This window comes from Streptomyces sp. NPDC026301, assembly GCF_055567935.1.
In genome coordinates this window covers 289662-313712 of the sequence record NZ_JBVHPN010000005.1, presented here as the reverse complement: position 1 = coordinate 313712, position 24051 = coordinate 289662, and the positions used below count along the sequence as shown (strand labels likewise).

The 24051-nt window shown below is 72.0% G+C and carries 22 protein-coding genes, 1 pseudogene and 1 riboswitch; of the genes and pseudogenes, 13 read left to right on the top strand and 10 right to left on the bottom strand.

Annotated elements, in window-relative coordinates:
* Positions 1-60: 60 nt before the first annotated feature.
* Positions 61-342 (top strand): helix-turn-helix domain-containing protein, encoded by a 282-nt coding sequence (locus ACZ4MH_RS11100; protein ID WP_351589585.1) that lies wholly within the window; start codon positions 61-63, stop codon positions 340-342.
* 291 nt (positions 343-633) lie between these two features.
* On the opposite strand, the gene ACZ4MH_RS11095 is transcribed toward ACZ4MH_RS11100, so the two are convergent.
* Positions 634-1209 (bottom strand): TerD family protein, encoded by a 576-nt coding sequence (locus ACZ4MH_RS11095; RefSeq protein WP_351589588.1) that lies wholly within the window; start codon positions 1207-1209, stop codon positions 634-636.
* A gap of 204 nt (positions 1210-1413) precedes the next feature.
* Here ACZ4MH_RS11095 and arfB point away from each other — a divergent pair, with 204 nt between their 5' ends.
* Positions 1414-1851: an alternative ribosome rescue aminoacyl-tRNA hydrolase ArfB gene (arfB, locus tag ACZ4MH_RS11090; RefSeq protein ID WP_351589591.1), complete on the top strand. Its 438-nt coding sequence runs from the start codon at positions 1414-1416 to the stop codon at positions 1849-1851.
* An 86-nt stretch (positions 1852-1937) separates the two neighbouring features.
* On the opposite strand, the gene ACZ4MH_RS11085 is transcribed toward arfB, so the two are convergent.
* Entirely contained in the window at positions 1938-2513 is a 576-nt protein-coding gene (locus ACZ4MH_RS11085; RefSeq protein WP_351589706.1) for a flavin reductase family protein, read from the bottom strand.
* A 483-nt stretch (positions 2514-2996) separates the two neighbouring features.
* On the opposite strand from ACZ4MH_RS11085, the gene cdgB reads away from it, so the two are divergent.
* Together cdgB and ACZ4MH_RS11075 are read left to right on the top strand one after the other, a co-directional pair.
* On the top strand, positions 2997-4661 hold the full coding sequence (gene cdgB / locus ACZ4MH_RS11080) for a diguanylate cyclase CdgB (protein ID WP_351589594.1): 1665 nt from the start codon (positions 2997-2999) through the stop codon (positions 4659-4661).
* A 351-nt stretch (positions 4662-5012) separates the two neighbouring features.
* Entirely contained in the window at positions 5013-5960 is a 948-nt protein-coding gene (locus ACZ4MH_RS11075; RefSeq protein WP_351589597.1) for a CBM35 domain-containing protein, read from the top strand.
* A 16-nt stretch (positions 5961-5976) separates the two neighbouring features.
* Here the strand turns inward: ACZ4MH_RS11075 and pfkB are convergent, their stop codons facing one another.
* The 3 genes from pfkB to ACZ4MH_RS11060 all read right to left on the bottom strand — a co-directional run bounded on the left by pfkB (position 5977) and on the right by ACZ4MH_RS11060 (position 9254).
* Positions 5977-6906 carry a 1-phosphofructokinase gene (gene pfkB / locus ACZ4MH_RS11070; RefSeq protein WP_351589600.1) on the bottom strand — a complete coding sequence of 310 codons (930 nt, stop codon included), beginning with the start codon at positions 6904-6906 and terminating at the stop codon, positions 5977-5979.
* A gap of 225 nt (positions 6907-7131) precedes the next feature.
* Positions 7132-8289, bottom strand: a complete 1158-nt coding sequence (gene nagA / locus ACZ4MH_RS11065; RefSeq protein WP_351589605.1) for an N-acetylglucosamine-6-phosphate deacetylase — start codon at positions 8287-8289, stop codon at positions 7132-7134.
* Positions 8289-9254 carry an ROK family protein gene (locus ACZ4MH_RS11060; RefSeq protein ID WP_351589609.1) on the bottom strand — a complete coding sequence of 322 codons (966 nt, stop codon included), beginning with the start codon at positions 9252-9254 and terminating at the stop codon, positions 8289-8291. Before ACZ4MH_RS11060 ends, nagA begins: the two co-directional genes overlap by 1 nt.
* Positions 9255-9611: 357 nt before the next feature.
* Between ACZ4MH_RS11060 and ACZ4MH_RS11055 the strand changes: the two genes are divergently transcribed.
* The 3 genes from ACZ4MH_RS11055 (at position 9612) to otsB (ending at position 12152) form a co-directional block, all read left to right on the top strand.
* The gene (locus ACZ4MH_RS11055) at positions 9612-10889 is read left to right on the top strand and encodes an extracellular solute-binding protein (RefSeq protein ID WP_351589612.1); all 1278 of its coding nucleotides are present in this window, start codon (positions 9612-9614) and stop codon (positions 10887-10889) included.
* A 77-nt stretch (positions 10890-10966) separates the two neighbouring features.
* Positions 10967-11212 (top strand): DUF3263 domain-containing protein, encoded by a 246-nt coding sequence (locus tag ACZ4MH_RS11050; protein WP_351589615.1) that lies wholly within the window; start codon positions 10967-10969, stop codon positions 11210-11212.
* A 61-nt stretch (positions 11213-11273) separates the two neighbouring features.
* Positions 11274-12152, top strand: coding sequence for a trehalose-phosphatase (gene otsB / locus ACZ4MH_RS11045; RefSeq protein WP_351589618.1), 879 nt, complete (start codon positions 11274-11276; stop codon positions 12150-12152).
* 111 nt (positions 12153-12263) lie between these two features.
* On the opposite strand, the gene ACZ4MH_RS11040 is transcribed toward otsB, so the two are convergent.
* Together ACZ4MH_RS11040 and ACZ4MH_RS11035 are read right to left on the bottom strand one after the other, a co-directional pair.
* Positions 12264-13748, bottom strand: coding sequence for an alpha,alpha-trehalose-phosphate synthase (UDP-forming) (locus tag ACZ4MH_RS11040; RefSeq protein ID WP_351589620.1), 1485 nt, complete (start codon positions 13746-13748; stop codon positions 12264-12266).
* An 88-nt stretch (positions 13749-13836) separates the two neighbouring features.
* Entirely contained in the window at positions 13837-14802 is a 966-nt protein-coding gene (locus ACZ4MH_RS11035) for a glucosyl-3-phosphoglycerate synthase (protein ID WP_351589622.1), read from the bottom strand.
* A 180-nt stretch (positions 14803-14982) separates the two neighbouring features.
* Positions 14983-15141, top strand: a riboswitch (SAM riboswitch).
* 17 nt (positions 15142-15158) lie between these two features.
* Between ACZ4MH_RS11035 and thrC the strand changes: the two genes are divergently transcribed.
* From thrC to groL, 4 genes and pseudogenes are all read left to right on the top strand, one after another.
* The gene (thrC, locus tag ACZ4MH_RS11030) at positions 15159-16445 is read left to right on the top strand and encodes a threonine synthase (protein WP_351589624.1); all 1287 of its coding nucleotides are present in this window, start codon (positions 15159-15161) and stop codon (positions 16443-16445) included.
* Between the two features lie 106 nt (positions 16446-16551).
* A complete protein-coding gene (locus ACZ4MH_RS11025) occupies positions 16552-16830 on the top strand; it encodes a MoaD/ThiS family protein (RefSeq protein ID WP_351589627.1) in 279 nt (92 codons plus the stop codon).
* A gap of 467 nt (positions 16831-17297) precedes the next feature.
* Positions 17298-17502, top strand: a pseudogene (locus ACZ4MH_RS11020) (cold-shock protein).
* A 288-nt stretch (positions 17503-17790) separates the two neighbouring features.
* Positions 17791-19416 carry a chaperonin GroEL gene (gene groL / locus ACZ4MH_RS11015; RefSeq protein ID WP_030254570.1) on the top strand — a complete coding sequence of 542 codons (1626 nt, stop codon included), beginning with the start codon at positions 17791-17793 and terminating at the stop codon, positions 19414-19416.
* 116 nt (positions 19417-19532) lie between these two features.
* Here the strand turns inward: groL and ACZ4MH_RS11010 are convergent, their stop codons facing one another.
* The 3 genes from ACZ4MH_RS11010 to ACZ4MH_RS11000 all read right to left on the bottom strand — a co-directional run bounded on the left by ACZ4MH_RS11010 (position 19533) and on the right by ACZ4MH_RS11000 (position 23123).
* On the bottom strand, positions 19533-21119 hold the full coding sequence (locus ACZ4MH_RS11010) for a PTS transporter subunit EIIC (RefSeq protein WP_351589632.1): 1587 nt from the start codon (positions 21117-21119) through the stop codon (positions 19533-19535).
* An 83-nt stretch (positions 21120-21202) separates the two neighbouring features.
* Positions 21203-22144 carry an N-acetylmuramic acid 6-phosphate etherase gene (gene murQ, locus ACZ4MH_RS11005; RefSeq protein ID WP_351589635.1) on the bottom strand — a complete coding sequence of 314 codons (942 nt, stop codon included), beginning with the start codon at positions 22142-22144 and terminating at the stop codon, positions 21203-21205.
* A gap of 118 nt (positions 22145-22262) precedes the next feature.
* Entirely contained in the window at positions 22263-23123 is an 861-nt protein-coding gene (locus ACZ4MH_RS11000; RefSeq protein ID WP_351589708.1) for a MurR/RpiR family transcriptional regulator, read from the bottom strand.
* A 270-nt stretch (positions 23124-23393) separates the two neighbouring features.
* On the opposite strand from ACZ4MH_RS11000, the gene ACZ4MH_RS10995 reads away from it, so the two are divergent.
* Both ACZ4MH_RS10995 and ACZ4MH_RS10990 read left to right on the top strand, forming a co-directional pair.
* Positions 23394-23756 (top strand): hypothetical protein, encoded by a 363-nt coding sequence (locus ACZ4MH_RS10995; protein ID WP_351589638.1) that lies wholly within the window; start codon positions 23394-23396, stop codon positions 23754-23756.
* 9 nt (positions 23757-23765) lie between these two features.
* On the top strand, positions 23766-24032 hold the full coding sequence (locus ACZ4MH_RS10990) for a DUF4031 domain-containing protein (RefSeq protein WP_351589641.1): 267 nt from the start codon (positions 23766-23768) through the stop codon (positions 24030-24032).
* Positions 24033-24051 lie beyond the last annotated feature (19 nt).

Here is a 24051-nt window from a genome sequence, read left to right as displayed (position 1 = left end):
GACGATGCCGGTCGCCAATTCTTATACCGGTATTTCTTTACCGGTATTAGTATCACGGGTATGGTCCGTACACCTCTGACTCCATGGGAACGCGAGCGCGGCGAGCGGCTGGGTGCGCTGCTGCGGGCGGCGCGCGGCGATCGCAGCATGGTCGAGATCGCGGCGGCCGCGGGGCTCTCGGCGGAGACGCTGCGCAAGATCGAGACGGGGCGGGCGCCGACTCCGGCGTTCTTCACGGTCGCCGCGCTGGGCGCGACGCTCGGCATGTCCCTCGACGAACTGGCGACACTCGCCGCCCCCGCATCCGACCCCGCCACGTCCCCACCGGTCGAAGCCGCCTGACCCCCACCGGCGGGCCCGTGGCGACCCCCGCCGACCGAAGCCGCCCTGAGCGCCACCAACCGGCTTCAACGTCGCCTCGGGGTGGGCGGGAATGATGCCGGCGTCGCAGGCGCGGGCGGCCGTCGACCAGGTGCGTACGGGCCGGTCGGATGGCGGCGGGCCGCAGGTGGAGGAGGCGGCGTCATCATGACCGGCGTGTTGTCGAAGTCAGTACATCCGCGGGCCATATGCGGACAGCAAAGGCCGCCCGACCCGCTCAACGGCAGGTCGGACGGCCTTTCGTCAGCGTGATCAGACGTTGACGCCGAAGTCCTGGGCGATGCCGACCAGGCCCGAGGCGTAGCCCTGGCCGACGGCGCGGAACTTCCACTCCGCGCCGTTGCGGTAGAGCTCGCCGAAGACCATCGCGGTCTCGGTGGCCGCGTCCTCGCTGAGGTCGTAGCGGGCGATCTCGGCGCCGCCGGCCTGGTTGACGATGCGGATGAAGGCGTTGCGCACCTGGCCGAAGTTCTGGCTGCGGTTCTCGGCGTCGTAGATGGAGACCGGGAAGACGATCTTCTCGACGTCGGCGGGCAGCGCGGCGAGATTGACGTTGATCTGCTCGTCGTCGCCCTCGCCCTGGCCGGTGACGTTGTCACCGGTGTGCACGATGGACTGGTCCGGCGTGGCCTTGTTGTTGAAGAACACGAAGTGCTGGTCCGAGAAGACCTTGCCGCTCGGGTTGACCGCGATCGCGCTCGCGTCGAGGTCGAAGTCCGTGCCCGTGGTGGTGCGGACGTCCCAGCCGAGGCCGACCGTGACGGCGGTCAGGCCCGGAGCCTCCTTGGTGAGCGAGACGTTGCCGCCCTTGGACAGGCTTACAGCCATGGGAGTGCCCTTTCCTCGTCGAATCATCGGGCTCCGTACTCCGGACGAAGCTACCGTCACCCTGCACAACGTCAGCCGGGGACCAGGAGGTTCCAGCTTCCTTTACTTTCTTTGCCAAGCCCTGACGCCGTCCCCGTCGGCGCCGTTCGCGCGGCTGCCGAAATGCGGGTGACGGAACGGGGCCGGACGCGGGATCATGGGGGCATGTCCGGGCCCTATGTCATCCGCGGTTCGGTCGTCCTCCCGGAGTCGGAGCTCGTCTGGCGCTTCTCACGGTCTTCCGGGCCCGGCGGCCAGCACGTCAACACCTCCGACAGCCAGGTGGAGCTGCGCTTCGACCTGGCCGCGACCGATGCGCTGCCCGAGGTCTGGAAGGAGCGCGCGCTGCAGCGGCTGGAGGAGCGCGGGCGGCTGATCGACGGTGGCGTGGTGTCCGTACGGGCGTCCGAGCACCGCTCCCAGTGGCGCAACCGCGAGACGGCCGCGGTCCGGCTCGCGTCGTTGCTGGCGGAGGCGTCCGCGCCGCCGCCGAAGGCACGCCGCAAGACGCGGATCCCGCGCGGCATCAATGAGCGCAGGCTGCGCGAGAAGAAGCAGCGCGGCGACACCAAGCGCGGCCGCTCGGGCCGCGACTGGCACTGAGCCGCGACTGGCACTGACCGGGCCCAGGACAGGGCCGGACCCCGCCGGGCCCTGCCCCGGCCCGTGAGTACCGCAAGGACCTGGCCCTACCCCAGCTTCCGGTACCGCCCCCGGAAGTACGTCAGCGGGTTGCTCTCGATGTTCGGGGTGTGGGCGGTCAGTACGCGGCCGATGACGAGGGTGTGATCGCCGGCCACGACGCGCTGTTCCGTGCGGCACTCCATCGTGGCGAGGGCGCCCTTCACCAGTGCGGCGCCGGTCTTCTCGCCCCGTACGTGCGGGACGCCCGCAAAGAGCAGGCGGTCGCTGAGGCGGCCCTTCATGGAGAACTGGCCGGCGATGTTGCGCTGGCCCTCCGTCAGGACCGAGACGGCCCACAGGGGCTGCCGCTCCAGGATGTCGTCCATCCGTGAATCGTTGCGGACGCTCACCATCACCAGCGGCGGGTCGAGCGAGACGGACATGAACGCCGTGGCGGTCATCCCCGCGTCCTCACCGACCGGAAGGTCGTCCCCTGCCGGGTCGTCCTCGTCGGCAGGGTCGTCACCGTCGGCCGGATCGTCCTCCGGGTCGAGGGCGGTGATCAGTACGACCCCGGCGGCGAGCCGGGACAGGGCGGCACGGAACTCGTCGGCACTCACCCCACCAGCATGCGGGATCATCTCCGGATCAGGGCTGGTCTCCGGCGGCGGGCTCGGCTCCGGGCCCGTCCGCGGCCCGGCATCCCGGGCGGATCCGGTGTGCGGGTCGGTGACGGCGGCGGCAGGGTTGTTCGTGAACACGTCATGAACGCTAAACGGGACCGCGGGCGGCCCGCATCGGCCCCTGGGACCAGCCGCGTCCTAGGACCCGCGACGGAGTCCGCGGGGGCCAGGGGGCGGAATTTGCGTACAGGAAGTTTACGAATGCGTCGAAGAAGGTGACGAAGTGGACGTCGGGGAAGGGGGCGAAAAGGCCCGGAAGGGGCTTCGGACGGGCTCCGTAACTTCGCGGCGTGTTCTGTGACTTGAGTCACAGCAAGGGGTAATTGTTGACCCTGTGTACCGGGTGTACAGCTCACTGTGATTCAGTGGCCGTGGCAATCGGACGACTAGAGGACGACAAGAAGCCTGGAGTTGCTGTCGAGGTCTCAGGGAGAGCGAGCGATGGAGACCGAGTCGGAGCCGTACGTCCGTCTTGCGACCCTGCGGCAGCTGCACCAAGTGGTCGCCGACCTGAACACCGCACGCAGCCTTGCGGACACCCTGCAGGCCGTCGCCGACGGGGCGATCGGCGGGCTGGGCTATGAGCTCGCCGCGGTCAATCTCGTACGGCCCGACGGCGATCTCGTGGTGGCCGCGGTCGCCGGAAGCGCGGGCGCCGAGGCGCTGCTGTCCGGCCGCGTCGGCTCCAGGGAGTCCTGGGAGCGCCGGCTGGCCATGGGGGAGCGCTGGGGCGACCTCTGCTTCATCCCGTACACCCAGGGCTGGGTGCTGGACGACGACGATGTCCCCCAGTGGCACACCTCCGGGCCCGCGCCGCGCTTCCCGGACGAGTGGCATCCGATGGACCGCCTCTTCGCACCCATGTACGCGGCCTCCTCGGGTGGCGGCGACCTGCTCGGCGTGATCTCCGTCGACCGGCCGCGCAACGGCCGGCGTCCGGGTGCCTGGGGACGCGAGGCGTTGCAGATGTTCGCTTTCCAGGCCGCGATTGCGATCAGTAATGCCCGGCTGCGGGCAAACATGCAGCGTGCGCTGGTCCGGCTGGAGCGCGAGCAGCAGGCGCTGCGGGCCAGCGAGGAAAGCTTCCGGCAGGCATTCGAGTACGCGCCGAGCGGCATGGCCATCGCCGAGATGGGCGGCGACCAGCACGGCCGGCTGCTGCGGACGAACGACGCGCTGTGCCGGCTGCTGGGGCGGCCGGCGTCCGTGATGCGCCGGTACGCGTTCTCCGACCTGGTGCATCCGGAGGACATCGGGACGCTGCTGCGGACCTCGGCGGAGGGCGGCCGCGCCGAGCTGCGGCTGGCCCGCCGGGACGGCTCGTACGTCTGGGTGAGCCTGCGCAACAGCGTCGTGGCCGACACCGCCGACGGCCCGCGCTTCCTGCTCACGCACGTCGAGGACATCGAGGAGCGCAAGCGGCACGAGCTGCAGCTCGCCCACCGCGCCAGCCATGACGCGCTGACCGGCCTGCCCAACAGCGCCGAGCTGCGGACCCGGCTCAGCGCCCGGCTGTGCTCGCGGCCGCCGGGCACGGACGAGGCGGACGCGTTCGCCTCGGCGGTCGGCGGGGAGGACGACGGGCACGGCTTCCTGCCGGACGGCGGCGCCGAGACGTTCGAGGGCTTCCACCTCTCCCGTACGAGTGCCACGTACGACAGTCATGTCCACGCGGTCGCGCCGTCGGACGGGCCCGAGGACGACGGCGCCAAGGGGCTGGCCGTGCTCTTCTGCGACCTGGACGGCTTCAAATCGATCAACGACCGGTTCGGGCACCACACCGGTGACGCGGTGCTCATCGAGGTCGCCCGGCGGCTGACCAACGGCGTACGGGACGGGGACACGGTCGCCCGGCTCGGCGGTGACGAGTTCGTCGTGCTGGCGGACGGGCTGGGCAAGGCGGACGCCGAGGACCTGGCCGTACGCCTGCGGAACGCGATCATCCCGCCGATCCGGGTGGACGGCCGGGCCGTACGGGTCGGCGCCAGCTTCGGCATCGGCTGGGCCGGCTGCGGGATGTCGGCCGAGGAGGTCCTGCAATCCGCCGACCAGCGGATGTACGTCGAGAAGCGGTCCCGCTCGAAGGCGAACCGGCGGGTGAGCTGAGCGGCGGGTGAGCTGAGCGGCGGGCGCCCGGAGGAGCGGGCGCGCCTGCGTCCCCGGCAGCCCCTGCCCACCGCTTTGCGCCCCCGGCAGCCCCTTCGCGCCGTCCTTCGCCCCTCGGCAGGCCATGTGTCCGATGACACCTCCGGCCCGCCGGAGGCCGCCCGCACCGCGCTGACCGCCGCCGACCCCGCCGGGCGCCCGCTGTTCACCGTGCTGTAGTGATCTTGTGGCCGTACGGAACCGGCGTACGCGGCTCCGCACCGGGTAGGCTGCGCCGATGCGGCGCTGGCCGCCGGGGGCCTCACAATCACGTAGACATCAGTTTGCAAGACCGCTGGGGAGTGACGCGGAATGACGGCCGGTAGTAACGGCACGGACACGCCGGAGAACGACGATCCTTTCGGCTACCTCTACCGCTCGGAGGGCGGCGAGGCAGGCGCGCAGGGATCGGCGGGCGACGGCGCGGCGGTGCGGCAGCCGGGCGTTCCCAGGAGGTCGTACAACCAGGTGCGCGCGGTCGGCGAGCGCCAGTACGGCCAGCAGCAGTACGGCCAGCAGGCGCAGCAGCAGGCGTACGGCCGGCAGAACGCGCACTACGCGGCGCCCGAGACGCTGCCGAACGGTGGCCAGCGCCCGGCGGGCCCTGCGGGGCACGGTGCCGGCGCCGGTGACCAGGGCCCGCGCCGCAACCGCAACGGCCTGCTCATCGGCGCCATCGCCGTGGTCGCCGTGGTCTGCGTCGGCATCGGCGTCGCGATGATCTCCAACAGCGACGAGAAGAAGCCCGACGAGGCCGGCGGTGCCGGCACGTCCACCGGTCAGAGCCAGGAGCCGAGCGAGAAGCCGTCCGGCAAGCCCGCCGAGCTCGACCTGCCCAAGGCCGACGCGGGCAGCCTGCGGCTGGACGGCACGGCGACCACCGCCAAGGACATCCCGGGCGCCCGCTCGGCCGGCGGTCTGTACGTCACCGGCATGAACACGCCGGGTGCCGCCGCCACCTGGAACCTGGACGTGCCCAAGGACGGCCAGTACACCGTCTTCGTGGGGTACGGCGTGCCGGGCAAGGACGCCGACTCGACGCTGTCGATCAACGGCAAGGCCCGCGACTCGAAGCTCAACATGAAGAACTTCGCGGGGGCCAAGGAAGGCGACTGGGAGAAGGGCTGGACCCGGACCTTCGCCTGGGTCGACCTCACCAAGGGCACCAACACGATCAAGATCTCCTGCGAGCAGGGGAACCAGTGCGACTTCAACCTTGATCAGGTGTGGCTGAAGGCGGGTCAGGTCACCAAGCCGTAGCCGCGTGGCAGGCCGCTCACGCGGCCGCCGGGCCCTCCCTGACCTTGATCTGGTCCAGCAGTTCCCCGTACGTCGCGCGGTCGAATTCGCCCGCGGTCTGGGCGCGTACCGTCGCCGCCGACAGGGCCACCGCGCGGACCAGCCGGTCCGGCCAGGACAGCCCTTCCACCAGGCCGGACAGCAGTCCGGCCACCGCCGAGTCGCCCGCTCCCGTGGGGTTGCCCGCGATCCGCTGCGGCGGCGCGGCCTGCCAGGAGCCGTCCGCGGTCACCGCGAGCATGCCGTCCGCGCCGAGCGAGGCCGCGACCGTGTGCGCGCCCCGGCGGCGCGCGTCCCTGGCGGCCCGCAGCGGCTCGTTGTGCCCGGTCAGCGACGCCAGCTCGGCGGCGTTGGGCTTGGCGAGGTCGGGCCGCGCCGCGAGGCCGCGGCGCAGCGGCTCGCCGCTGGTGTCGAGGAGGACGGGGACGCCGGCCGCGCGGGCCGTACGGGTGAGCCGGGCGTACACGTCCACCGGCACGCCGGGCGGCAGGCTGCCGCACAGGGCCACCGCCTGCGCGTCGTCGAGGAGTTCGCGGTACGTGGTGAGGAAGGCGTCCCACTCGGCGGGGGAGACGGTGGGGCCCGGCTCGTTGAGCTGAGTGGTGTCGCCGCCCGCGGTGTCCACGACGGCGACGGTGCGCCGGGTGGCGCTGCCGATCGGTACCAGCGCGTCGGTGACGCCGGTCTCCTGGGCGAGCATGGCGCGCAGCGCGTCGCCGGTGCCGCCGCCGGCGAATCCGGTGGCGACGGTGTCATGGCCCAGGGCGGCGAGCACCCGGGCGACGTTCAGGCCCTTGCCGCCGGGGCGTTCGGACACCTCGGTCACCCGGTTGGTGCCGCGCGGGCGGAGCCGCGGTACCCGGTAGGTGATGTCGAGTGCGGCGTTCAGCGTGACCGTGAGGATCATGGTTCCCCCTCCCGCGCAGTGGTCGGACGGCCGTGGTGAGCGGCCGGTTACGGACGAGTGCGCGAGCGATCATGCCATCGCTGACGGCAGTTGGCACAGGGCGCGGGTGCCGCCCGGGCCGCGGATGCGGACCAATCGGCCCAGTGCGTGTCTTTCGGACCGGCCCGCCGGCAGACGCGCCCTGGTCCGGGCGGGGTGCCGCCCGGACCGTCCGCACCTGTTTCCTTACCCCGCCTGCGGTGGGCGTACCACCCACTCGCCCCTGCGCATGACGCCCACCAGGTCGTACGACGCGTCCAGTACGACCAGGTCGGCGTCCTTGCCGGGCTCGATGGAGCCGGTCCGGTCGTCGATGCCCAGCAGCCGGGCGGGGTTGGCGGACAGGGCCTGTACGGCCGCTTCGATGCCGAGCCCGTCGATCGTGACGGCCCGCTTGAACGCGCGGTCCAGGGTGAGCGTGGAGCCCGCGATCGAGCCGGCCGTGGGGCCGCCGTGGATGCGCGCGACACCGTCCTTGACCTCGACCTCCATGGGGCCGAGCGGGTACATGCCGTCGTTCATGCCGGCCGCGCCCATCGCGTCGGTGATGAACGCGACGCGTTCGGCGCCCGCGTGACGGAACGCCAGCTCCAGTACGGACGGGTGCAGATGGGTGCCGTCGTTGATCAGCTCGACGGTGATCCGTTCGTCCTCCAGGAGCGCGGCGATCGGGCCCGGGTCGCGGTGGTTCAGGCCCGGCATGGCGTTGAAGAGGTGCGTGGCGACGGTGGCGCCCGCGTCGATGGCCGCGCGCGTCGCGTCGTACGTGGAGTCGGTGTGGCCGATGGCCGCGATGACGCCGGAGTCGGCCAGCAGGCGTACGGAGTCCAGGCCGCCGGGCAGCTCGGGCGCGAGCGTCATCATCTTCGCCGTGCCGCGGGCCGCGTCGACCAGCTTGCGTACGGCCGATGGGTCCGGGTCGCGCAGCAGTTCGGGCTGGTGGGCGCCGCAGCGGTGCGCCGAGAGGAACGGGCCCTCGAAGTGGATGCCGGCCAGCTCGCCCTGCTCGACCAGCTCGGACAGCACGGCCGCCTGCCGGGCCAGGTCGGCCAGGTCGCCGGTGACGGTGGAGGCGGCCATGGAGGTGGTGCCGCGGCGGCGGTGGGTGTCGGCGACCTTCAGGCACTCCTCGGGGTCGGCGGAGGAGAAGGAGCCGCCGCCTCCGCCGTGTACGTGCATGTCCACGAAGCCGGGGACGATCAGATGCCCGGACAGGTCGACGGCGGTGCCGCCGGCCGCGGGGCCCACGGCGAGCCGGTGCCCGTCGACCGTGAGGGTGAGGCCGTCGACGACGCCCGCGGGCAGCGCCACCCGGGCGCCGCTGAGGATGGTTCGGTCCGCCATCAGGCAGTTACCTCCGTGGAGAGAAGATCCCAGGCCAGCAGTCCTGCGCCCAGGCAGCCGGCGGCGTCCCCGAGCGCCGCCGGAACGATCGGGGGGAGCGGCTGGAACGTAACCCGCCGCCGGACCGCCTCCCGCAGAGGCGCGAACAGCGTGTCGCCCGCCTCGGCGAGCCCGCCGCCGATGATCAGGACCCGCGGATCGAGCAGCGTGAGGCAGGTGACCAGGCCGTCCGCCAGCGCGTCGACGGCCTCCTGCCACACGGCCGCGGCCCGCGGGTCGCCGGACTCGACCGCTTTGGCGGCGTCCGCCGCCGTGGCGTCCGGGTCACCGCAGGCGGCGGCCCAGGCCCGGCCGACGGCGGCCGCGGAGGCCAGCGTCTCCAGGCAGCCGCGCTGCCCGCAGCGGCACGGCGCGCCCTGGGGGCGTACGACGATGTGCCCGATCTCGCCCGCGCTGCCGTGCGCCCCGGCTTCGATCCGGCCGCCGATGCCGATGGCGGCCGCGATGCCGGTGCCCAGCGGCAGGAAGACGAACCGGTCAGCGCCCTTGCCGGCGCCGATCCGGCCCTCGGCGAGCCCGCCGGTGCGCACGTCGTGGCCGAGCGCCACGGGGACGCCGCTGAGCCGCTCCGAGAGCAGGGCGCGCAGCGGGACGTCCCGCCAGCCGAGGTTGGCGGCGTACACAGCGGTGCCGGCGGCCTCGTCGATGATGCCGGGGACGGCGACGCCGGCCGCCGCCGCGGGGACGCCGTACCGCCGCGCACCCAGGTCGCGCAGCTCGGCGGCGAAGTCGAGGATCGTCTCGACCACCGCCTCGGGGCCGCGCTCGCGTCCGGTGGCGCGGCGTGCCTCGTGCAGCAGGACGGGGGGCCGGACCGGCGTGCCGTCGGAGGACGACGACTCCGTACCGACGAGTGCGGCCTTGATCCCGGTGCCGCCCACATCGAGCGCGATGACATGTCTCACGCGGCACAGTCTCCCGCGAGACGCCCCGAGAGGTCTAGTCCACTGCGGTGTCGGTGCCCGGGCGCCGGGGCGGAAGGCCGGTTCACGCGCTGTGTACGGGGAGTTGGGCGGCGGGCCGCGGGCGTGCCGCCGGCCGGTCGTCGGCGCGTCGCGGGCGCGGGACGGCCGGGTGGCGCTATGGAGGAGGCTCGCATTCCGGTTCGCTGATGCGAAATGGATACCTGGTTTGGTGTAGACCTTGTGACGGTGTGCGGGGCAGACTCGCAGCTCAGCGCCCGTCGGGGGGTGATCCCCACCGCCGCGGCGCGTCCCGGAACGTAGTGCACATCTGGACTCAAAGGGCGGAACAGGGCAGCAATGGCAGTACAGCGACGCTACAAGAGCCTGGCGGCGGCGGGTATCGCGACGGCCATGACACTGGCGCTGGCCTCCTGCTCCGGCGGCCCCGTCGGCGACGACGACGTCACCCTGAAGCTGGTCGCCGCCGACTACGGCGACAGCTCCGCCAACTCCAGCAAGCACTACTGGCACGACGTGGTCGAGGCCTTCGAGGCCAAGCACCCGCACATCAAGGTCGACGTCGACGTCTACAGCTGGAAGGACGTCGACAAGGAGGTCGAGAAGCGGGTCAAGGCCGGCAACGCCCCCGACATGGCCCAGATCGGCGCCTACGCCGACTACGCCGCCGAGGGCAAGCTCTACAGCGCCGACGACCTGCTCTCCATCAGCACCCAGGCGGACTTCACGCCCGGCCTCGCGGACGCGGGGGAGTACCACCGCGTCCAGTACGGCATGCCCTTCGGGGCCAGCACGCGCCGCCTCTTCTACAACAAGAAGCTCTTCGCGCAGGCCGGCATCGCGAGCCCGCCCAAGACCTGGTCCGACATCAAGCAGGACGCGCAGCTCCTGAAGGCCGCGGGCGTGAAGATCCCCTTCGCGCTGCCGCTCGGCCCCGAGGAGACCCAGGCCGAGACCATGATCTGGATGCTGAGCGGGGGCGGCGGCTACACCGACTCCATCGGCAAGTACACGATCGACTCGCGGCAGAACGTCCGCACGTTCAAGTGGGTCAAGGACAACCTCGTCGCCCCGGGCCTGACCGGCACCGACCCCGCGAAGCTCAACCGGCAGGACGGCTTCAACGCCTTCGCGAGCGGCCAGGCCGGCATGCTCAACGGCCACCCCACGCTGATGCAGCAGGCCAAGGCCAAGGGCATCGACTACGGCACCGTCGCGCTCCCCGGCATCACCGGCCCGGCCAAGTCCACCATGGGCGTCGCCGACTGGATGATGGGCTTCAAGCAGCACGGACACCGCGCCCAGATCGGCCAGTTCCTCGACTTCGTCTACAACCAGGACAACGTCATGCGGTTCTCCGGCGACTACGGCCTGCTGCCCGTCACCGTCTCCGCCTCCCAGAAGATGCTCGTGGACGACAAGTACAAGAAGCTGCACGGCTTCCTGAAGCAGCTGCCGGAAGCGGAGTTCTACCCCGCCGACAAGACCTCCTGGCCGCTGGTCAGCAAGACCATCAAGGCCAATATGGGCGGCGCGGTCGGGAAGAACGGCGACCCCGCGGCGGTGCTCACCGACATCCAGAACACCGCCAATGAGGCGGACAACGCGACGCAGTGACGCCCGTCGGGCCGCCCCCGCGGCCGCCCGGCCGGGTGATCAGTAGGGATGTCGTACCGCCGGGCTATCGTGGTCGTGTGGTCCCCGAATCGCCGTCCGAGCGGCTGTCAGCGCGCGACGAGGCCGTGCTCGCCGTGGAGCGCCGCTCCTGGGCGGGGCCCGGCGCCAAGGAGCGCGCGATACGCGAGCGGCTCGGCATCTCGCCGACCCGCTACTACCAGCTGCTCAACGCCCTCCTGGACGACCCGCGCGCGCTCGCCCACGACCCCGTGACGGTGAACCGGCTGCGGCGGGTGCGGGAGGAGCGCCGGGCCCGCCGCTGACGGCCCACGGATCGCGGTATGCGCCCCCCGTATGCCCCGCCCCACCGATAGGCTCGGCCCCATGGGCAGCCCCGAGAACCCCCTCGCGCAGCCGAAGACCGAAGCGGGCCGTGCGGGCCTGGCCGGCTTTCTCGCCCGGCCCGCCGACGCCGTCGTCGCGCTCGACTTCGACGGCACCCTCGCCGGCATCGTCCCCGACCCCGAGCAGGCCCGCGCCCACCCCGGCGTCGTCCGGGCGCTCACCCGCCTCGCCCCGCTGCTGCGCTCCGTCGTGGTGATCACCGGCCGCCCGGCGCAGACGGCCGTCCGGCTCGGCGGCTTCGCGGACGTGGCCGGCCTGGACCACCTCGTCGTCCTCGGGCACTACGGCGCGGAGCGCTGGGAGGCCGCCACCGGCCGGATCGAGGCGCCCGCGCCGCCGCCGGGGGTCGCCGCCGCGACCGCCGAGCTGCCCGGCCTCCTGGAGGGCTCCGGAGCCTGGCAGGGCGGGCCGGTCGACACCGCGATCGAGACCAAGGGTGGCCGGGCCGTCGCCGTGCACACCCGCCGCACCGCCGACCCGCAGGGCACCTTCGAGGCGCTGCGCGCGCCGCTGGCCGCGCTCGCCGAGCGGCACGGCCTGATCGTCGAGCCCGGCCGCTTCGTCCTGGAGCTGCGCCCGCCCGGCGTCGACAAGGGCGTCGCGCTCACGTCGTACGTCCGCGAGGTGGGCGCCGGCGCGGTCCTCTACGCGGGCGACGACCTCGGGGACCTGGCCGCCTACGCCGCCGTCGACGCGCTGCGCGCCGAGGGCCTGCCCGGAGTACTGGTGTGCAGCTCGGCAACGGTGGGCGAGGGCGCCGAGGAACTGGCGGCCCACGCCGACCTGGTCGTACCGGGCCCACCCGGGGTCGTGAAACTGCTGACGGGGCTGGCGGAGGCGCTGGCGACGCACGCCTGAGGGCGCGCCCCGCAGGGGCGCAGCCCCAGGGGCGCGGGGAACTGCGCGAGCAACCACAACGGCGGGCCAGCCGGCAACGGACCGCCCGGGGCAGCCCGGAACCGCCCGGCTTCAGCCCCGCAGGTCCCGCAGCTGGTCCAGGAACCACTGCGCCGGCGGCAGCGCCGTCGCCGCCGCCGCCAGCCGCTTCGTGCGCTCCGCGCGCTCGTCCCGCGGCATCGTCAGCCCCGCGTGCAGCGCCTCCGCCGTGCCCCCGATGTCGTACGGATTGATCACCAGCGCGTCCTCCGACAGCTCCGCGCAGGCCCCGGCCTCCCGGGAGAGGACCAGCGCGCAGCCCGCCTCGGACACCACCGGCACCTCCTTCGCGACGAGGTTCATGCCGTCGCGGATGGGGTTGACCAGCGCGACGTCGGCGAGCCGGTAGGCGGCCAGGGAGCGCGCGAAGTCGTCCTTGACGTGCAGCACGACCGGCAGCCAGCCGTCCGTGCCGAACTCGTGGTTGATCTCCTCCGCCAGCCGCCCCACCTCCTCGGTGTACTGCCGGTACACCGCCAGGTCCTGCCGCGAGGGATAGGCGAACGCTATGTGCACCACCCGGCCGCGCCACTCGGGGCGGTCGGTCAGCAGCCGCCGGTACGCCTGGAGGCCGCGCACGATGTTCTTCGACAGCTCCGTGCGGTCCACCCGCACGACCGTCTTCCGCGGCGCGCCGTCCTCCCCGGTACCGATCTGCTCGCGCAGGTCCGCCAACCGCTCGTCGACGTCCGGCTGCCGGGAGCGCTCGCGCAGGAAGTCCGCGTCGGCGCCCAGGCCGTGCACCCCGAGCCGGGTGGTCCGGCCCTCGTACGTGACGCGCAGGCCCGCCTCCCCGTCCCGGGCGACCTCGGCGCCCAGCACCGCGGCGCAGCACTCCGCGAACGCCGCGGCCCAGCGGTGGGTCAGGAACGCCGCCCGGTCGCCGCCCAGGATGCCGCGCAGCACCTCGGCCGCCACGTCGTCCGGCAGCAGCCGGAAGTAGTCCGGCGGCGCCCAAGGGGTGTGCGAGAAGTGGCCGATGCGCAGGTCGGGGCGGCGCTCGCGGAGCAGCCCCGGGACCAGCGTGAGGTGGTAGTCCTGCACGAGGACGGCGGCGCCGGGCGCGGCGGCCGCGGCGAGCGCGTCCGCGAAGGCGGCGTTGTACGCCTCGTACGACGCCCACTGGCCGCGGAAGTCCGCGTCGAACGCCGGCTCCAGCGGCGTCTGGTACAGCAGGTGGTGGATGAACCACAGCACGGAGTTGGCGACGCCGTTGTACGCGTCCGCGAAGACCTCGGGCGCGATGTCCAGCATCCGGACGGACTGCCCGCCGGTGTCGCCGGGGTCCAGCAGTCCGTCGCCGTCGGCGGCGGCCCGGCGCGCCGCCTCCCGGTCGCCGTCGCCGAGCGCGGCGCAGACCCACACGGCCCCGGCGTCCGGGCCGATGGCCGACAGGCCGGAGACCAGCCCGCCGCCGCCGCGTTTGGACGTCAGCGTGCCGTCCTCGCCCAAGGCGTAGGAGACCGGACCGCGGTTGGACGCGACGAGAACCTGGGCACCTGAGCTGGAGGAGACCATGCCGATGACCTAACCCGCCACAGATCCGCTCAAACGTACGGCCGGGAGCGCATCGAGGGCGCAGCCGCACGTCGGGCGCCGCGTCCCCTCATGCCGCGCGCCGTTCCGCGTACTCCGGTATGTCGCGCATCGGCGGCCGCTCCTCGGTGTCCACGTCGGTCGTCCGCGGGACGAAGCCGCCCTCCGCACCGCGGTCGAACTGGGTGAGCCGGGGCCGTACGAGGTGCCCGCGTGCCAGCCGCAGCTGGGCGGTGCGGTAGATGGCCGCTGCCATCCGGCCGAGCGCCTGCCCGTCCTGGTGCCGGTGCTTGCGCACGCCCACGTCGACCTGCGCCAGCGCGTCCAGGCCGACCGTGTGCAGCGCGTCGACCAGCAGGCCCAGTTCGACGCCGTACCCGACGGGGAAGGGCAGCCGCTCCAGCAGCGAACGGCGGGCCGCGTACTCGCCGCCCAGCGGCTGGACGAAACCGGCCAGCTGCGGCCAGTGCAGATTGAGCAGCGGGCGGGCCACCAGCTCGGTGACCCGTCCTCCCTGGCCCCCCTTGGGGCCGCCGGCGCCCTCGCCCAGCGGCCGGTCGTACATCGCCTTCACGAACTGCACCCGCGGCTCGGTCAGCAGCGGCCCGACGATCCCGGACACGAAGTCGGCGGAGAACTCGCGCAGGTCGGCGTCGACGAAGCAGACGATGTCGCCGCTGGTGGCCAGCAGCGAGCGCCACAGCACCTCGCCCTTGCCGGGCACCGTCGCCAGCCGGGGCAGGATCGCGTCGCGGTGCACGACCCGGGCGCCCGCGGCGGCCGCGACCTCGGCCGTGCGGTCGGTGGAGCCGGAGTCCACCACGACCAGCTCGTCGACCAGCGGCACCGCGGCGGACATCAGGTCGCGGCGGATGATCTCCACGATCGTGCCGACCGTGGCTTCCTCGTCGAGCGCCGGCAGCACTACGCTGACCGTCTGCCCCGTACGGCTCTTCGCTGCCAGCAGCTGGTCGAGCGATCGGTCGGCGGCTGACCATGAGCGGCCGGCCAGCCAGCGCTCCACCTCTTCCAGCACGAATCCGTCTCCTTCTGCTACGCGCGTGAGCCATCTTGCTACGCGGTGTGAGCCATCTCGCGGTTCGGACGGCTATCTCAACCGTCCACCCCTTCGGTTACAGTCTTGAACAACGCGGATGACCACCGCATGCCGGGGTCACCGCTGAACAAACGCCTGTGTTTCGTACACAGGCCATACCGCTCATCCAGAGGGGCAGAGGGATACGGCCCGTTGAAGCCCCGGCAACCCTCCAGCCGGTCTTGCCGCCAGGACGCTGATGTCCGCCGCGCGAGGCTCCCGGCTAGGGAAGGTGCCAAATCCGTCTCACGGCGAAGTGCGTCGTGAGGAAGATGAGGAGAAAGGGCCTCGCCTCCATGGCTGTGCAAGCTTCCGAAAGCACCACTTCCGCCGTCACCCTCGGTCCCGCCGCCGCGCTGTCCTGCCGCGAGTGCGGTACGCGCTTCCCGCTCGGTCCGATCTTCGCGTGCCAGGAATGTTTCGGGCCGCTCGAAGTGGCCTACGACCTGCCGAGCGGCGACCCCGAGGGCCTGAGGAAGCAGATCGAGGCCGGTCCGAACAACATCTGGCGGTACGCGCCGCTGCTGCCCGTCCCCGCCGACGTGGCCGACAAGCCCAACCTCAACCCGGGCTTCACCAAGCTGGTCAAGGCCGACCGCCTCGCCGCCGAGCTCGGCGTCACCGGCGGGCTGTACGTGAAGGACGACTCGGGCAACCCGACGCACTCCTTCAAGGACCGCGTCGTGGCGATCGCCGTCGAGGCGGCCCGCGCCTTCGGCTTCACCACCCTGTCCTGCTCCTCCACGGGCAACCTGGCCGGCGCGGTCGGCGCCGCGGCGCGCCGGGCGGGCTTCCGCTCCTGCGTGTTCATCCCGCACGACCTGGAGGCCGGCAAGGTCGTCATGGCCGCGGTCTACGGTGGCGACCTGGTCGGCATCGAGGGCAACTACGACGACGTCAACCGCTTCTGCTCCGAGCTCATCGGCGACCCGCTGGGCGAGGGCTGGGGCTTCGTGAACGTCAACCTCCGCCCGTACTACGGCGAGGGCTCCAAGACGCTCGCGTACGAGATCTGCGAGCAGCTCGGCTGGGAGCTCCCGGACCAGCTGGTCATCCCGATCGCCTCGGGCTCGCAGCTCACGAAGATCGACAAGGGTCTGAAGGAGCTCATCGCGCTGGGCCTGGTCGAGGACAAGCCGTACAAGATCTTCGGTGCCCAGGCCGAGGGCTGCTCGCCGGTCTCGACGGCCTTCAAGGCCGGCCACGACGTCGTACGCCCGCAGAAGCCGAACACCATCGCCAAGTCGCTGGCGATCGGCAACCCGGCGGACGGCCCGTACGTGCTCGACATCGCCCGCCGCACCGGCGGCGCGGTGGAGGACGTCAATGACGAGCAGGTCGTGGACGCGATCAAGCTGCTGGCCCGCACGGAGGGCATCTTCGCGGAGACCGCGGGCGGCGTGACCGTCGGCGTCACCAAGAAGCTCATCGAGAACGGGCAGATCGACCCGGCGAAGTCCCTCGTCGTCCTCAACACCGGCGACGGGCTCAAGACGCTGGACGCCGTGGCGCCGACCACCGGCCCGACCGCGACCATCCGCCCGAGCCTGGACGCGTTCCGCGAGGCCGGCCTCGACAAGTAGTGGGGTTCCGGCGGGCCCGTCGGCGGGCCCGCGCCGCCTCCCCGCTCCGCCGCGCCGCGGAGCCTTTGTACTCGTTTTCCCGGAACCTGGAAGGTAGAAGAACCCCATGAGCGTGAGCGTCCGCATCCCCACCATTCTCCGCACCTACACCGACGGCAAGGCCGAGGTCTCCGCCGAGGGCGCGAACCTCTCCGAGGTCATCGCGGACCTGGAGAAGAACCACACCGGCATCGCGGCCCGCGTCCTGGACGACACCGGCAAGCTGCGCCGCTTCGTGAACGTCTACGTCAACGACGACGACGTGCGCTTCGAGCAGGGGCTGGAGACGCCGACTCCGGACGGCGCCGGCGTTTCGATCATCCCCGCGGTGGCCGGCGGCTGCTGAAAAGCCTCTCGTCGCCCGGCGCACGCCCCTTTGTGCGCCCCGTGTGCGCCCCCTGTGCACCGTCTCGTGGGTGACGGCATACGACTCCTGGAATCGCCCCGTCCGCAGCGAAAGCGGACGGGGCGATTCCATGTCGTTAAAGGCGATACAGTTGAGGTGAATCCTCTTCGCGCGCGTGCCTGACGCATATGAGAACGCGACAAGATGTGCCCAAACTGTGTGCGCATTTTGTCGTGTTGATGAGCTATGCCCGGCCCGGCTTGCCCAGAATTATTGAGACTTCGCCGTAAATCGGCGAATGGTCGTGGGCAGAATTCTCGTCCGATTGACCTGTTGCGCTGGGCATCGGTGCAGATACATTCAGCGGCGGTCGACGCGTTCCGGCGCACACCCTCCTTGGGGGTGAGGTCTGACCCGGGTCCGCGGAGTGCGGTCCTGCGCAAGGGCCAGCAATAGGGGAGTTAGGAATGGCTCAGGGCACCGTCAAGTGGTTCAACGCGGAGAAGGGGTACGGCTTCATCGCGGTCGACGGTGGTGCGGATGTTTTCGTCCACTACAGCGCGATCCAGATGGACGGTTACCGCACCCTTGAGGAAGGTCAGCGGGTCGAGTTCGAGATCTCGCAGGGCCAGAAAGGGGCCGCAGGCGGACATGGTTCGCGTGGCCGGCTGAAGCGCCGACCGACTGCAGCGTACGGAGGCCCGTGTCCCCTGAGGGGGGCACGGGCCTCTCGTTGTGCGCGGGTGCGGAGGCGCTTCTCTGTTCCCAAGCTTGCACTCGGAGGGGTCGAGTGCTAATCATTGGGCTTAGCACTCTCCCAGTGAGAGTGACAGAACTTGGATCGGGTCAGCGAGGTCCGCAGGCCGGGTGGGGCAAGGAACCACACGGCACGCAGACCGTCCGTCGCGGGCGCGGGCGCGGTCCGGAGCAATCCACCCCTGTCCGGGAGGACCACTTCACATGGCCAAGATCATCGCGTTCGACGAGGAGGCACGGCGCGGTCTCGAGCGCGGGATGAACCAGCTCGCCGACGCCGTCAAGGTCACCCTTGGCCCCAAGGGCCGCAACGTCGTCCTTGAGAAGAAGTGGGGCGCCCCCACGATCACCAACGATGGTGTCTCCATCGCCAAGGAGATCGAGCTCGAGGACCCGTACGAGAAGATCGGCGCCGAGCTGGTCAAGGAGGTCGCGAAGAAGACGGACGACGTCGCCGGTGACGGCACGACGACCGCGACCGTCCTGGCCCAGGCCCTGGTCCGCGAAGGCCTGCGCAACGTCGCGGCCGGCGCCAACCCGATGGCTCTGAAGCGCGGCATCGAGCGCGCCGTCGAGGCCGTCTCCGCCGCTCTGCTGGAGCAGGCGAAGGACGTGGAGACCAAGGAGCAGATCGCCTCCACCGCCTCCATCTCCGCCGCCGACACCCAGATCGGCGAGCTCATCGCCGAGGCCATGGACAAGGTCGGCAAGGAAGGCGTCATCACCGTCGAGGAGTCCCAGACCTTCGGTCTGGAGCTCGAGCTCACCGAGGGTATGCGCTTCGACAAGGGCTACATCTCGGCGTACTTCGCCACCGACATGGAGCGTATGGAGGCGTCGCTCGACGACCCGTACATCCTGATCGTCAACTCCAAGATCTCCAACGTGAAGGACCTCCTTCCGCTGCTGGAGAAGGTCATGCAGTCGGGCAAGCCGCTGCTGATCATCGCGGAGGACGTCGAGGGCGAGGCCCTGTCGACCCTGGTCGTCAACAAGATCCGTGGCACCTTCAAGTCCGTCGCCGTGAAGGCCCCGGGCTTCGGTGACCGCCGCAAGGCCATGCTCGGCGACATCGCCATCCTCACCGGTGGCACCGTCATCTCCGAGGAGGTCGGCCTCAAGCTCGAGAACGCCGGTCTGGACCTCCTGGGCCGCGCCCGCAAGGTCGTCATCACCAAGGACGAGACCACCATCGTCGACGGTGCCGGTGACAGCGAGCAGGTTCAGGGCCGCGTCAACCAGATCCGCGCCGAGATCGAGAACTCGGACAGCGACTACGACCGCGAGAAGCTGCAGGAGCGCCTGGCGAAGCTCGCCGGCGGTGTTGCGGTCATCAAGGCCGGTGCCGCGACCGAGGTCGAGCTCAAGGAGCGCAAGCACCGCATCGAGGACGCCGTTCGCAACGCGAAGGCGGCCGTCGAGGAGGGCATCGTCGCCGGCGGTGGCGTCGCCCTGCTGCAGGCTTCCTCGGTCTTCGAGAAGCTCGAGCTCGAGGGTGACGAGGCCACCGGTGCCGCCGCTGTGAAGCTGGCCCTGGAGGCCCCGCTGAAGCAGATCTCCGTCAACGGCGGCCTCGAGGGCGGCGTCGTGGTGGAGAAGGTGCGCAACCTGGCCGTCGGCCACGGTCTGAACGCCGCGACCGGCGAGTACGTCGACATGATCGCCGAGGGCATCATCGACCCCGCCAAGGTCACCCGCTCCGCGCTGCAGAACGCCGCCTCCATCGCGGCGCTCTTCCTCACCACCGAGGCCGTCATCGCCGACAAGCCGGAGAAGGCCGCCGCCGGCGGCGCCCCGGGCGGCATGCCGGGCGGTGACATGGACTTCTGATCCACCCCTTCCGGGAACGGATCAGCTGTTCAGCGCTGTACGGACCAAGGGCGGCACCCCCATCGCGGGGGTGCCGCCCTCGGGCGTTTTCGGCGGTCGGTCGGACGGACGCCGGCTCAGACGGACGCCGGCTCCTTGGCCGGGCCGTGGGTGCCCGGCCGGCCCTCACCCGGGGGCGGGGCCTGCGCCTCCTCGGCGCCCGTGTTCAGGTCGGCGAGCAGCTGCTTGCTGAAGCCGAAGAAGTACGTGGCCAGGAAGCCGACGACATAGCCCGCGAGCAGGCCGACGGCGTAGATGAGGGCCGTGGCGCCCAGGTCGTGGTTGCCCTTGAGGAGGGGGAAGAGCGCCCAGCCGGAGGGGCCGATGGCGGTGGAGCCGACGGCCGTGCCGAGCTGGTTGAACAGGCCGACGAAGGCGCCGCCGAACGCGCCGCCGACGCAGGCGGTGATGAACGGCCGGCCGAGCGGGAGCGAGACGCCGTAGATCAGCGGCTCGCCGACGCCGAGGAAGCCGGCGGGGAGCGCCGACTTGATGGTCGTACGGATCGAGCCGTTGCGCGGCAGCCGGAGGTAGACCGCGATCGCCGCGCCGACCTGGCCCGCGCCCGCCATCGCCAGGATCGGCAGCAGGACGGTGTAGCCCTGCTGCTCGATGAGGGTGGTGTGGATGGGGATGAGGGCCTGGTGGAGGCCGAGCATCACCAGCGGGAGGAAGAGGCCGCCGAGCACGAAGCCGGCGAACGCGCCGCCGTGGGCGAGGAGCCAGTTGGCGGCCGTACCGATCGCGGCGGACACCTCGCCCGCCGCGTACATCAGGCCGAAGATCGTCACCAGGCCGGTGAACAGGACCGTGAGGGTCGGCGTGACGAGCACGTCCAGCGACTCCGGCACCCACTTCCGGCACCATCTCTCGATGTACACGGCCAGTACCGCGGCGCCCAGTGCGCCCAGTACGCCGCCCTGGCCGGGGGAGAGCTTCTGGCCGAAGGCGGTGATGTTCGCGACGCCGGGGAAGACGATGATCGCCGCGACGGCGCCGCCGAGGATCGGTGTGCCGCCGAACTCCTTCGCCGTGTTGAAGCCGACGAACACCGCGATCAGGGCCATGAAGCCGGAGGCGATGGCGGCCAGCGCGGGGACGAGCGTGGGCAGCCAGCCGAGGTTGGTGAGCAGGCCGTTGATGCCGGCGATGATGCCGCAGCCGATGAGGGCGGGGATCAGCGGGACGAAGATGTTCGCGATCCTGCGGAGGAACAGCTTGAAGGGGGTGGCGTTCGCCGCCTTCCGGCGTGCCTTGATGGCGGCGCCCTGAGCGGCCAGCTCGTCGGCGGTGGTGGGGGAGTCGGGGGAGCCGGGCGCCGCGCCGTCCGGGCCGGCGGCCGGGGCGGGCGACGGCCCGTCCGCGCCGGCCGCCCGCTCCTCCTCGACCAGCTCTTCGAAGACGGGCGTGACGCGGGCGACCGTGCCGGGCCCGAGCACGATCTGGTACGTGTCGTCCTCGACCACCCCCATGACGGCCGGCAGCGCCTTGAGCGCGTCGTCCTGGACCAGCGAACGGTCCTTGATGCCGAGGCGGAGCCGGGTCATGCAGTGGGCGATGGAGGTGAGGTTGGCAGCGCCGCCCACGAGGGGCAGGAGCGCGGCGGCGGTGGCGCGGTTCTTGTCCGGGGAGCCGGAGTTCCCCTGGGGAGATGCAGAGGTCATGTGCGAGGCGCTGTTCTGTCGGAGGATGCGCCGCGGGGGCGCGGGGCAGCGGCGCCTCCCCGGGGGAGGAGGGCGCCGGGTGGTCAGCTTTCCTGGGCGGCGGCTTGGAGGGCGGCGCGCAGGTGGCCGCGGGAGTCGGCGAGCAGGCGGGCCGCGGTGGGTCCGTCCACGGAGCCGAGAATGGTCAGGATGGCGTTCTTCACCTCGCCGTCGGTGGCGGCGAGGGCTTCCTCGATCTCCGTGTCGGACGCGCCCGTGGCGAGCGCGACGATGCGCCGCGAACGGGCCCGGAGCTTGTCGTTGGACGCGCGGACGTCGACCATCAGGTTTCCGTAGGTCTTGCCCAGCCGGATCATCGTGATGGTCGAGAGCATGTTGAGGACCAGCTTCTGGGCCGTGCCGGCCTTCAGGCGGGTCGAGCCGGTCAGCAGCTCGGGGCCGACGACGACCTCGATGCCGTGGTCGGCGGCGGCCGCGAGCGCGGAGCCGGCGTTGCACGACAGGCCGACGGTCAGCGCGCCCTGGGCGCGGGCGTGCTCGACGGCGCCGATGGCGTACGGCGTGCGGCCCGAGGCGGAGATGCCGACCACCGTGTCCTCGGCGGTCAGGCCGAGCGCGTCCAGCTCGGCGGCGGCCAGGTCCTTGCTGTCCTCGGCGCCCTCCACGGCGGTGATCATCGCGGGCGGGCCGCCCGCGATCAGCCCGATCACCTCTTCGGGGTCGGTGTTGAAGGTGGGCGGGCACTCGCTGGCGTCCAGGATGCCGAGCCGCCCGGCCGTGCCGGCCCCGGCGTAGATCAGCCGGCCGCCGCGGGCCATGCGGGCGGCGATGCCGTCGATGGCGGCGGCGATCCGCGGCAGCTGCTCCGCGACCGCGGTGGGGACGGTGGCGTCCTCGCCGTTCATCGTGCGGGCGATCTCCAGGGTGGTCAGCCGGTCGATCTCGGCGAGCTCCGGCCGGAACGCCTCGGTGGTGAGGGTGTCCAGCTGGGCCCGCAGGGCGGTGTGGTCAGCGGTGGAAGTCATGGCGTGGGGGCTCTCCGAGTACGGCTGCGGGTGGGGGTGCCGCCTCGCGGCGGGGGGGTGCCGCCTCGCGGCGGTCAGCGGGTGGGGCGGTGCCGCCTCGCGGCGGGGCGCGCGGCGGTCAGCGGGTGCGGGGGGAGTGGCGGTGCGCCAGGGCCTCGTACGAAGCGGAGAGGGCGGGCGCCGCCGTTTCGTACGTCCGCTGGGCGACGCCGACGAAGAGGCAGTCGACGACGAGCAGCTGGCTCGTGCGCGAGGACATGGCCGCCGGGCGCAGCTCGCTCTCGCGGGCCGTGGACGTGGTCAGTATGTGATCGGCGTACGCGGCGATCTCGCCGTCCGGGCGGCCGGTGACCGCGATGGTCGTCGCGCCGCGGTCGAAGGCGACCCGCAGCGGCTCTATGACGTCCGTGGTGCGTCCGGAGTGGGTGATCGCGACGGCGACGTCGCCGGTCCGCATCTGCACGGCGTTGGTCACCGCGAGGTGCGGGTCGGAGTGGGCGTGCGCGATCAGGCCGATGCGCAGCAGCTTCTGGGCCAGGTCCTGGCCGACGAGGCTGGAGGCGCCGATGCCGTACACATCGATCCTGCGGGCGCCGGCGAGCGCGCCCACGGCCGCCTCCAGCTGGGTGGTGTCCAGCGCGGCCGCGGTGTCGGCGAGGCACTGCTGCTCTTCTTGCGCGAGCTTGGTGACCACGTCCGTGAGCGAGTCGTCGACCGCTATGTCCGCCGTGACGGCGGGCGCGCGGCCCGCGGCCTGCTGGGCCGCGAGGGCGGCGAGCGCCAGCCGCAGGTCGCGGTAGCCCGGGTAACCGAGCAGGCGGGAGGTGCGGACGACGGTGGCCTCGCTGGTGCCCGTGCGCTCCGCGAGGGCGGTGACGGTGAGCGCGGCGCAGCCCGCCGGGTCGCCGGCGACGGTCTCCGCGACCCGCTGCATGGAGCGGGTCATGGACGGCGCCAGCGTCCGCACCTTCGCGGCCAGGGCCGCGGGCGCGGGCGGGGTCCGCTCCGGCTGCGGCCGCCGGGCGGCGCCGGAGGCCGCGCTGGAGGTCGCGCCGGACGTGGTCGGGGCGGCGGAACCCGCGCCGCTGAAAGTTTCCTTCAGTCTGGTGCTCACCTCTGAAAAGTAATTTCAGTCACCGGTGGCGTCAATACCTCTCTGTGGCCTGTGGACAACTCCGTGCCGCAGGGACGACGCCGGGACGACGGGAACGCGTGTGGGACTTCGGCGCGTACGCGCGACAATGGGCACATGGAGTTGGAACAGGCGCTGCACGCCGCACGGGCCCTGGTGATCGCGGATCTGATGGCGGGCGATGTCGCCGACGCGGACATCGTCTCGCTGGTGGAGGACGCGGTCGCGCACCGGCGGTGGTGGGTCGAGCAGTGGCCGGAGGGCGTCGAATTCGTCGCCGGGCTCGTCGCCCAGGACGTCCAGGATTCCCTGCTGGAGCGGTACGGCCGCTGGCCGCTGTGCCCGGTGTGCACCGAGGGCGGGGACCCGCACGCGCTGGACGTGGAGCCGGAGCTGGGGCCCGACCCGCACTGGGTCTGCCCGAAGACGGCCGTCTCGGTGGCCCGGGTCGGCTCGCTCGCCGGGCCCCTGGGGAGCTGAGGGAGCGGCGTGGCGATCTACATCGATCCGCCGACCTGGCCGGGGCACGGCCGGCTGTGGTCGCATCTGGTGAGCGACGCGTCGTTCGAGGAGCTGCACGCCTTCGCGGCCCGGATCGGCGCGCCGCGGCGGGCGTTCGAGCGCGATCACTACGACCTGCCGGCGGAACGGTACGCCGACGCCGTACGGGCGGGCGCGGTCGAGATCGGCAGCAAGGAGCTGGTGCGCCGCCTGACGGCCGCGGGTCTGCGTCGTCCGAAAAACCGCCGGATCTGACCGCTTTCGTATGGTCCGA

What these genes read in the sequence shown, in the direction of transcription:
- murQ (WP_351589635.1), bottom strand. Translation starts at nt 22,144, where the DNA reads ATGACTTCCACCGCTGACCACACCGCCCTGCGGGCCCAGCTGGACACC.
- cdgB (WP_351589594.1), top strand. Translation starts at nt 2,997, where the DNA reads ATGGAGACCGAGTCGGAGCCGTACGTCCGTCTTGCGACCCTGCGGCAG.
- ACZ4MH_RS10995 (WP_351589638.1), top strand. Translation starts at nt 23,394, where the DNA reads ATGGAGTTGGAACAGGCGCTGCACGCCGCACGGGCCCTGGTGATCGCG.
- thrC (WP_351589624.1), top strand. Translation starts at nt 15,159, where the DNA reads ATGGCTGTGCAAGCTTCCGAAAGCACCACTTCCGCCGTCACCCTCGGT.
- ACZ4MH_RS11010 (WP_351589632.1), bottom strand. Translation starts at nt 21,119, where the DNA reads ATGACCTCTGCATCTCCCCAGGGGAACTCCGGCTCCCCGGACAAGAAC.
- arfB (WP_351589591.1), top strand. Translation starts at nt 1,414, where the DNA reads ATGTCCGGGCCCTATGTCATCCGCGGTTCGGTCGTCCTCCCGGAGTCG.
- ACZ4MH_RS11100 (WP_351589585.1), top strand. Translation starts at nt 61, where the DNA reads ATGGTCCGTACACCTCTGACTCCATGGGAACGCGAGCGCGGCGAGCGG.
- nagA (WP_351589605.1), bottom strand. Translation starts at nt 8,289, where the DNA reads ATGGCGGACCGAACCATCCTCAGCGGCGCCCGGGTGGCGCTGCCCGCG.
- groL (WP_030254570.1), top strand. Translation starts at nt 17,791, where the DNA reads ATGGCCAAGATCATCGCGTTCGACGAGGAGGCACGGCGCGGTCTCGAG.
- ACZ4MH_RS11025 (WP_351589627.1), top strand. Translation starts at nt 16,552, where the DNA reads ATGAGCGTGAGCGTCCGCATCCCCACCATTCTCCGCACCTACACCGAC.
- otsB (WP_351589618.1), top strand. Translation starts at nt 11,274, where the DNA reads ATGGGCAGCCCCGAGAACCCCCTCGCGCAGCCGAAGACCGAAGCGGGC.
- ACZ4MH_RS11055 (WP_351589612.1), top strand. Translation starts at nt 9,612, where the DNA reads ATGGCAGTACAGCGACGCTACAAGAGCCTGGCGGCGGCGGGTATCGCG.
- ACZ4MH_RS11040 (WP_351589620.1), bottom strand. Translation starts at nt 13,748, where the DNA reads ATGGTCTCCTCCAGCTCAGGTGCCCAGGTTCTCGTCGCGTCCAACCGC.
- ACZ4MH_RS11095 (WP_351589588.1), bottom strand. Translation starts at nt 1,209, where the DNA reads ATGGCTGTAAGCCTGTCCAAGGGCGGCAACGTCTCGCTCACCAAGGAG.
- ACZ4MH_RS11085 (WP_351589706.1), bottom strand. Translation starts at nt 2,513, where the DNA reads ATGATCCCGCATGCTGGTGGGGTGAGTGCCGACGAGTTCCGTGCCGCC.
- ACZ4MH_RS11075 (WP_351589597.1), top strand. Translation starts at nt 5,013, where the DNA reads ATGACGGCCGGTAGTAACGGCACGGACACGCCGGAGAACGACGATCCT.
- pfkB (WP_351589600.1), bottom strand. Translation starts at nt 6,906, where the DNA reads ATGATCCTCACGGTCACGCTGAACGCCGCACTCGACATCACCTACCGG.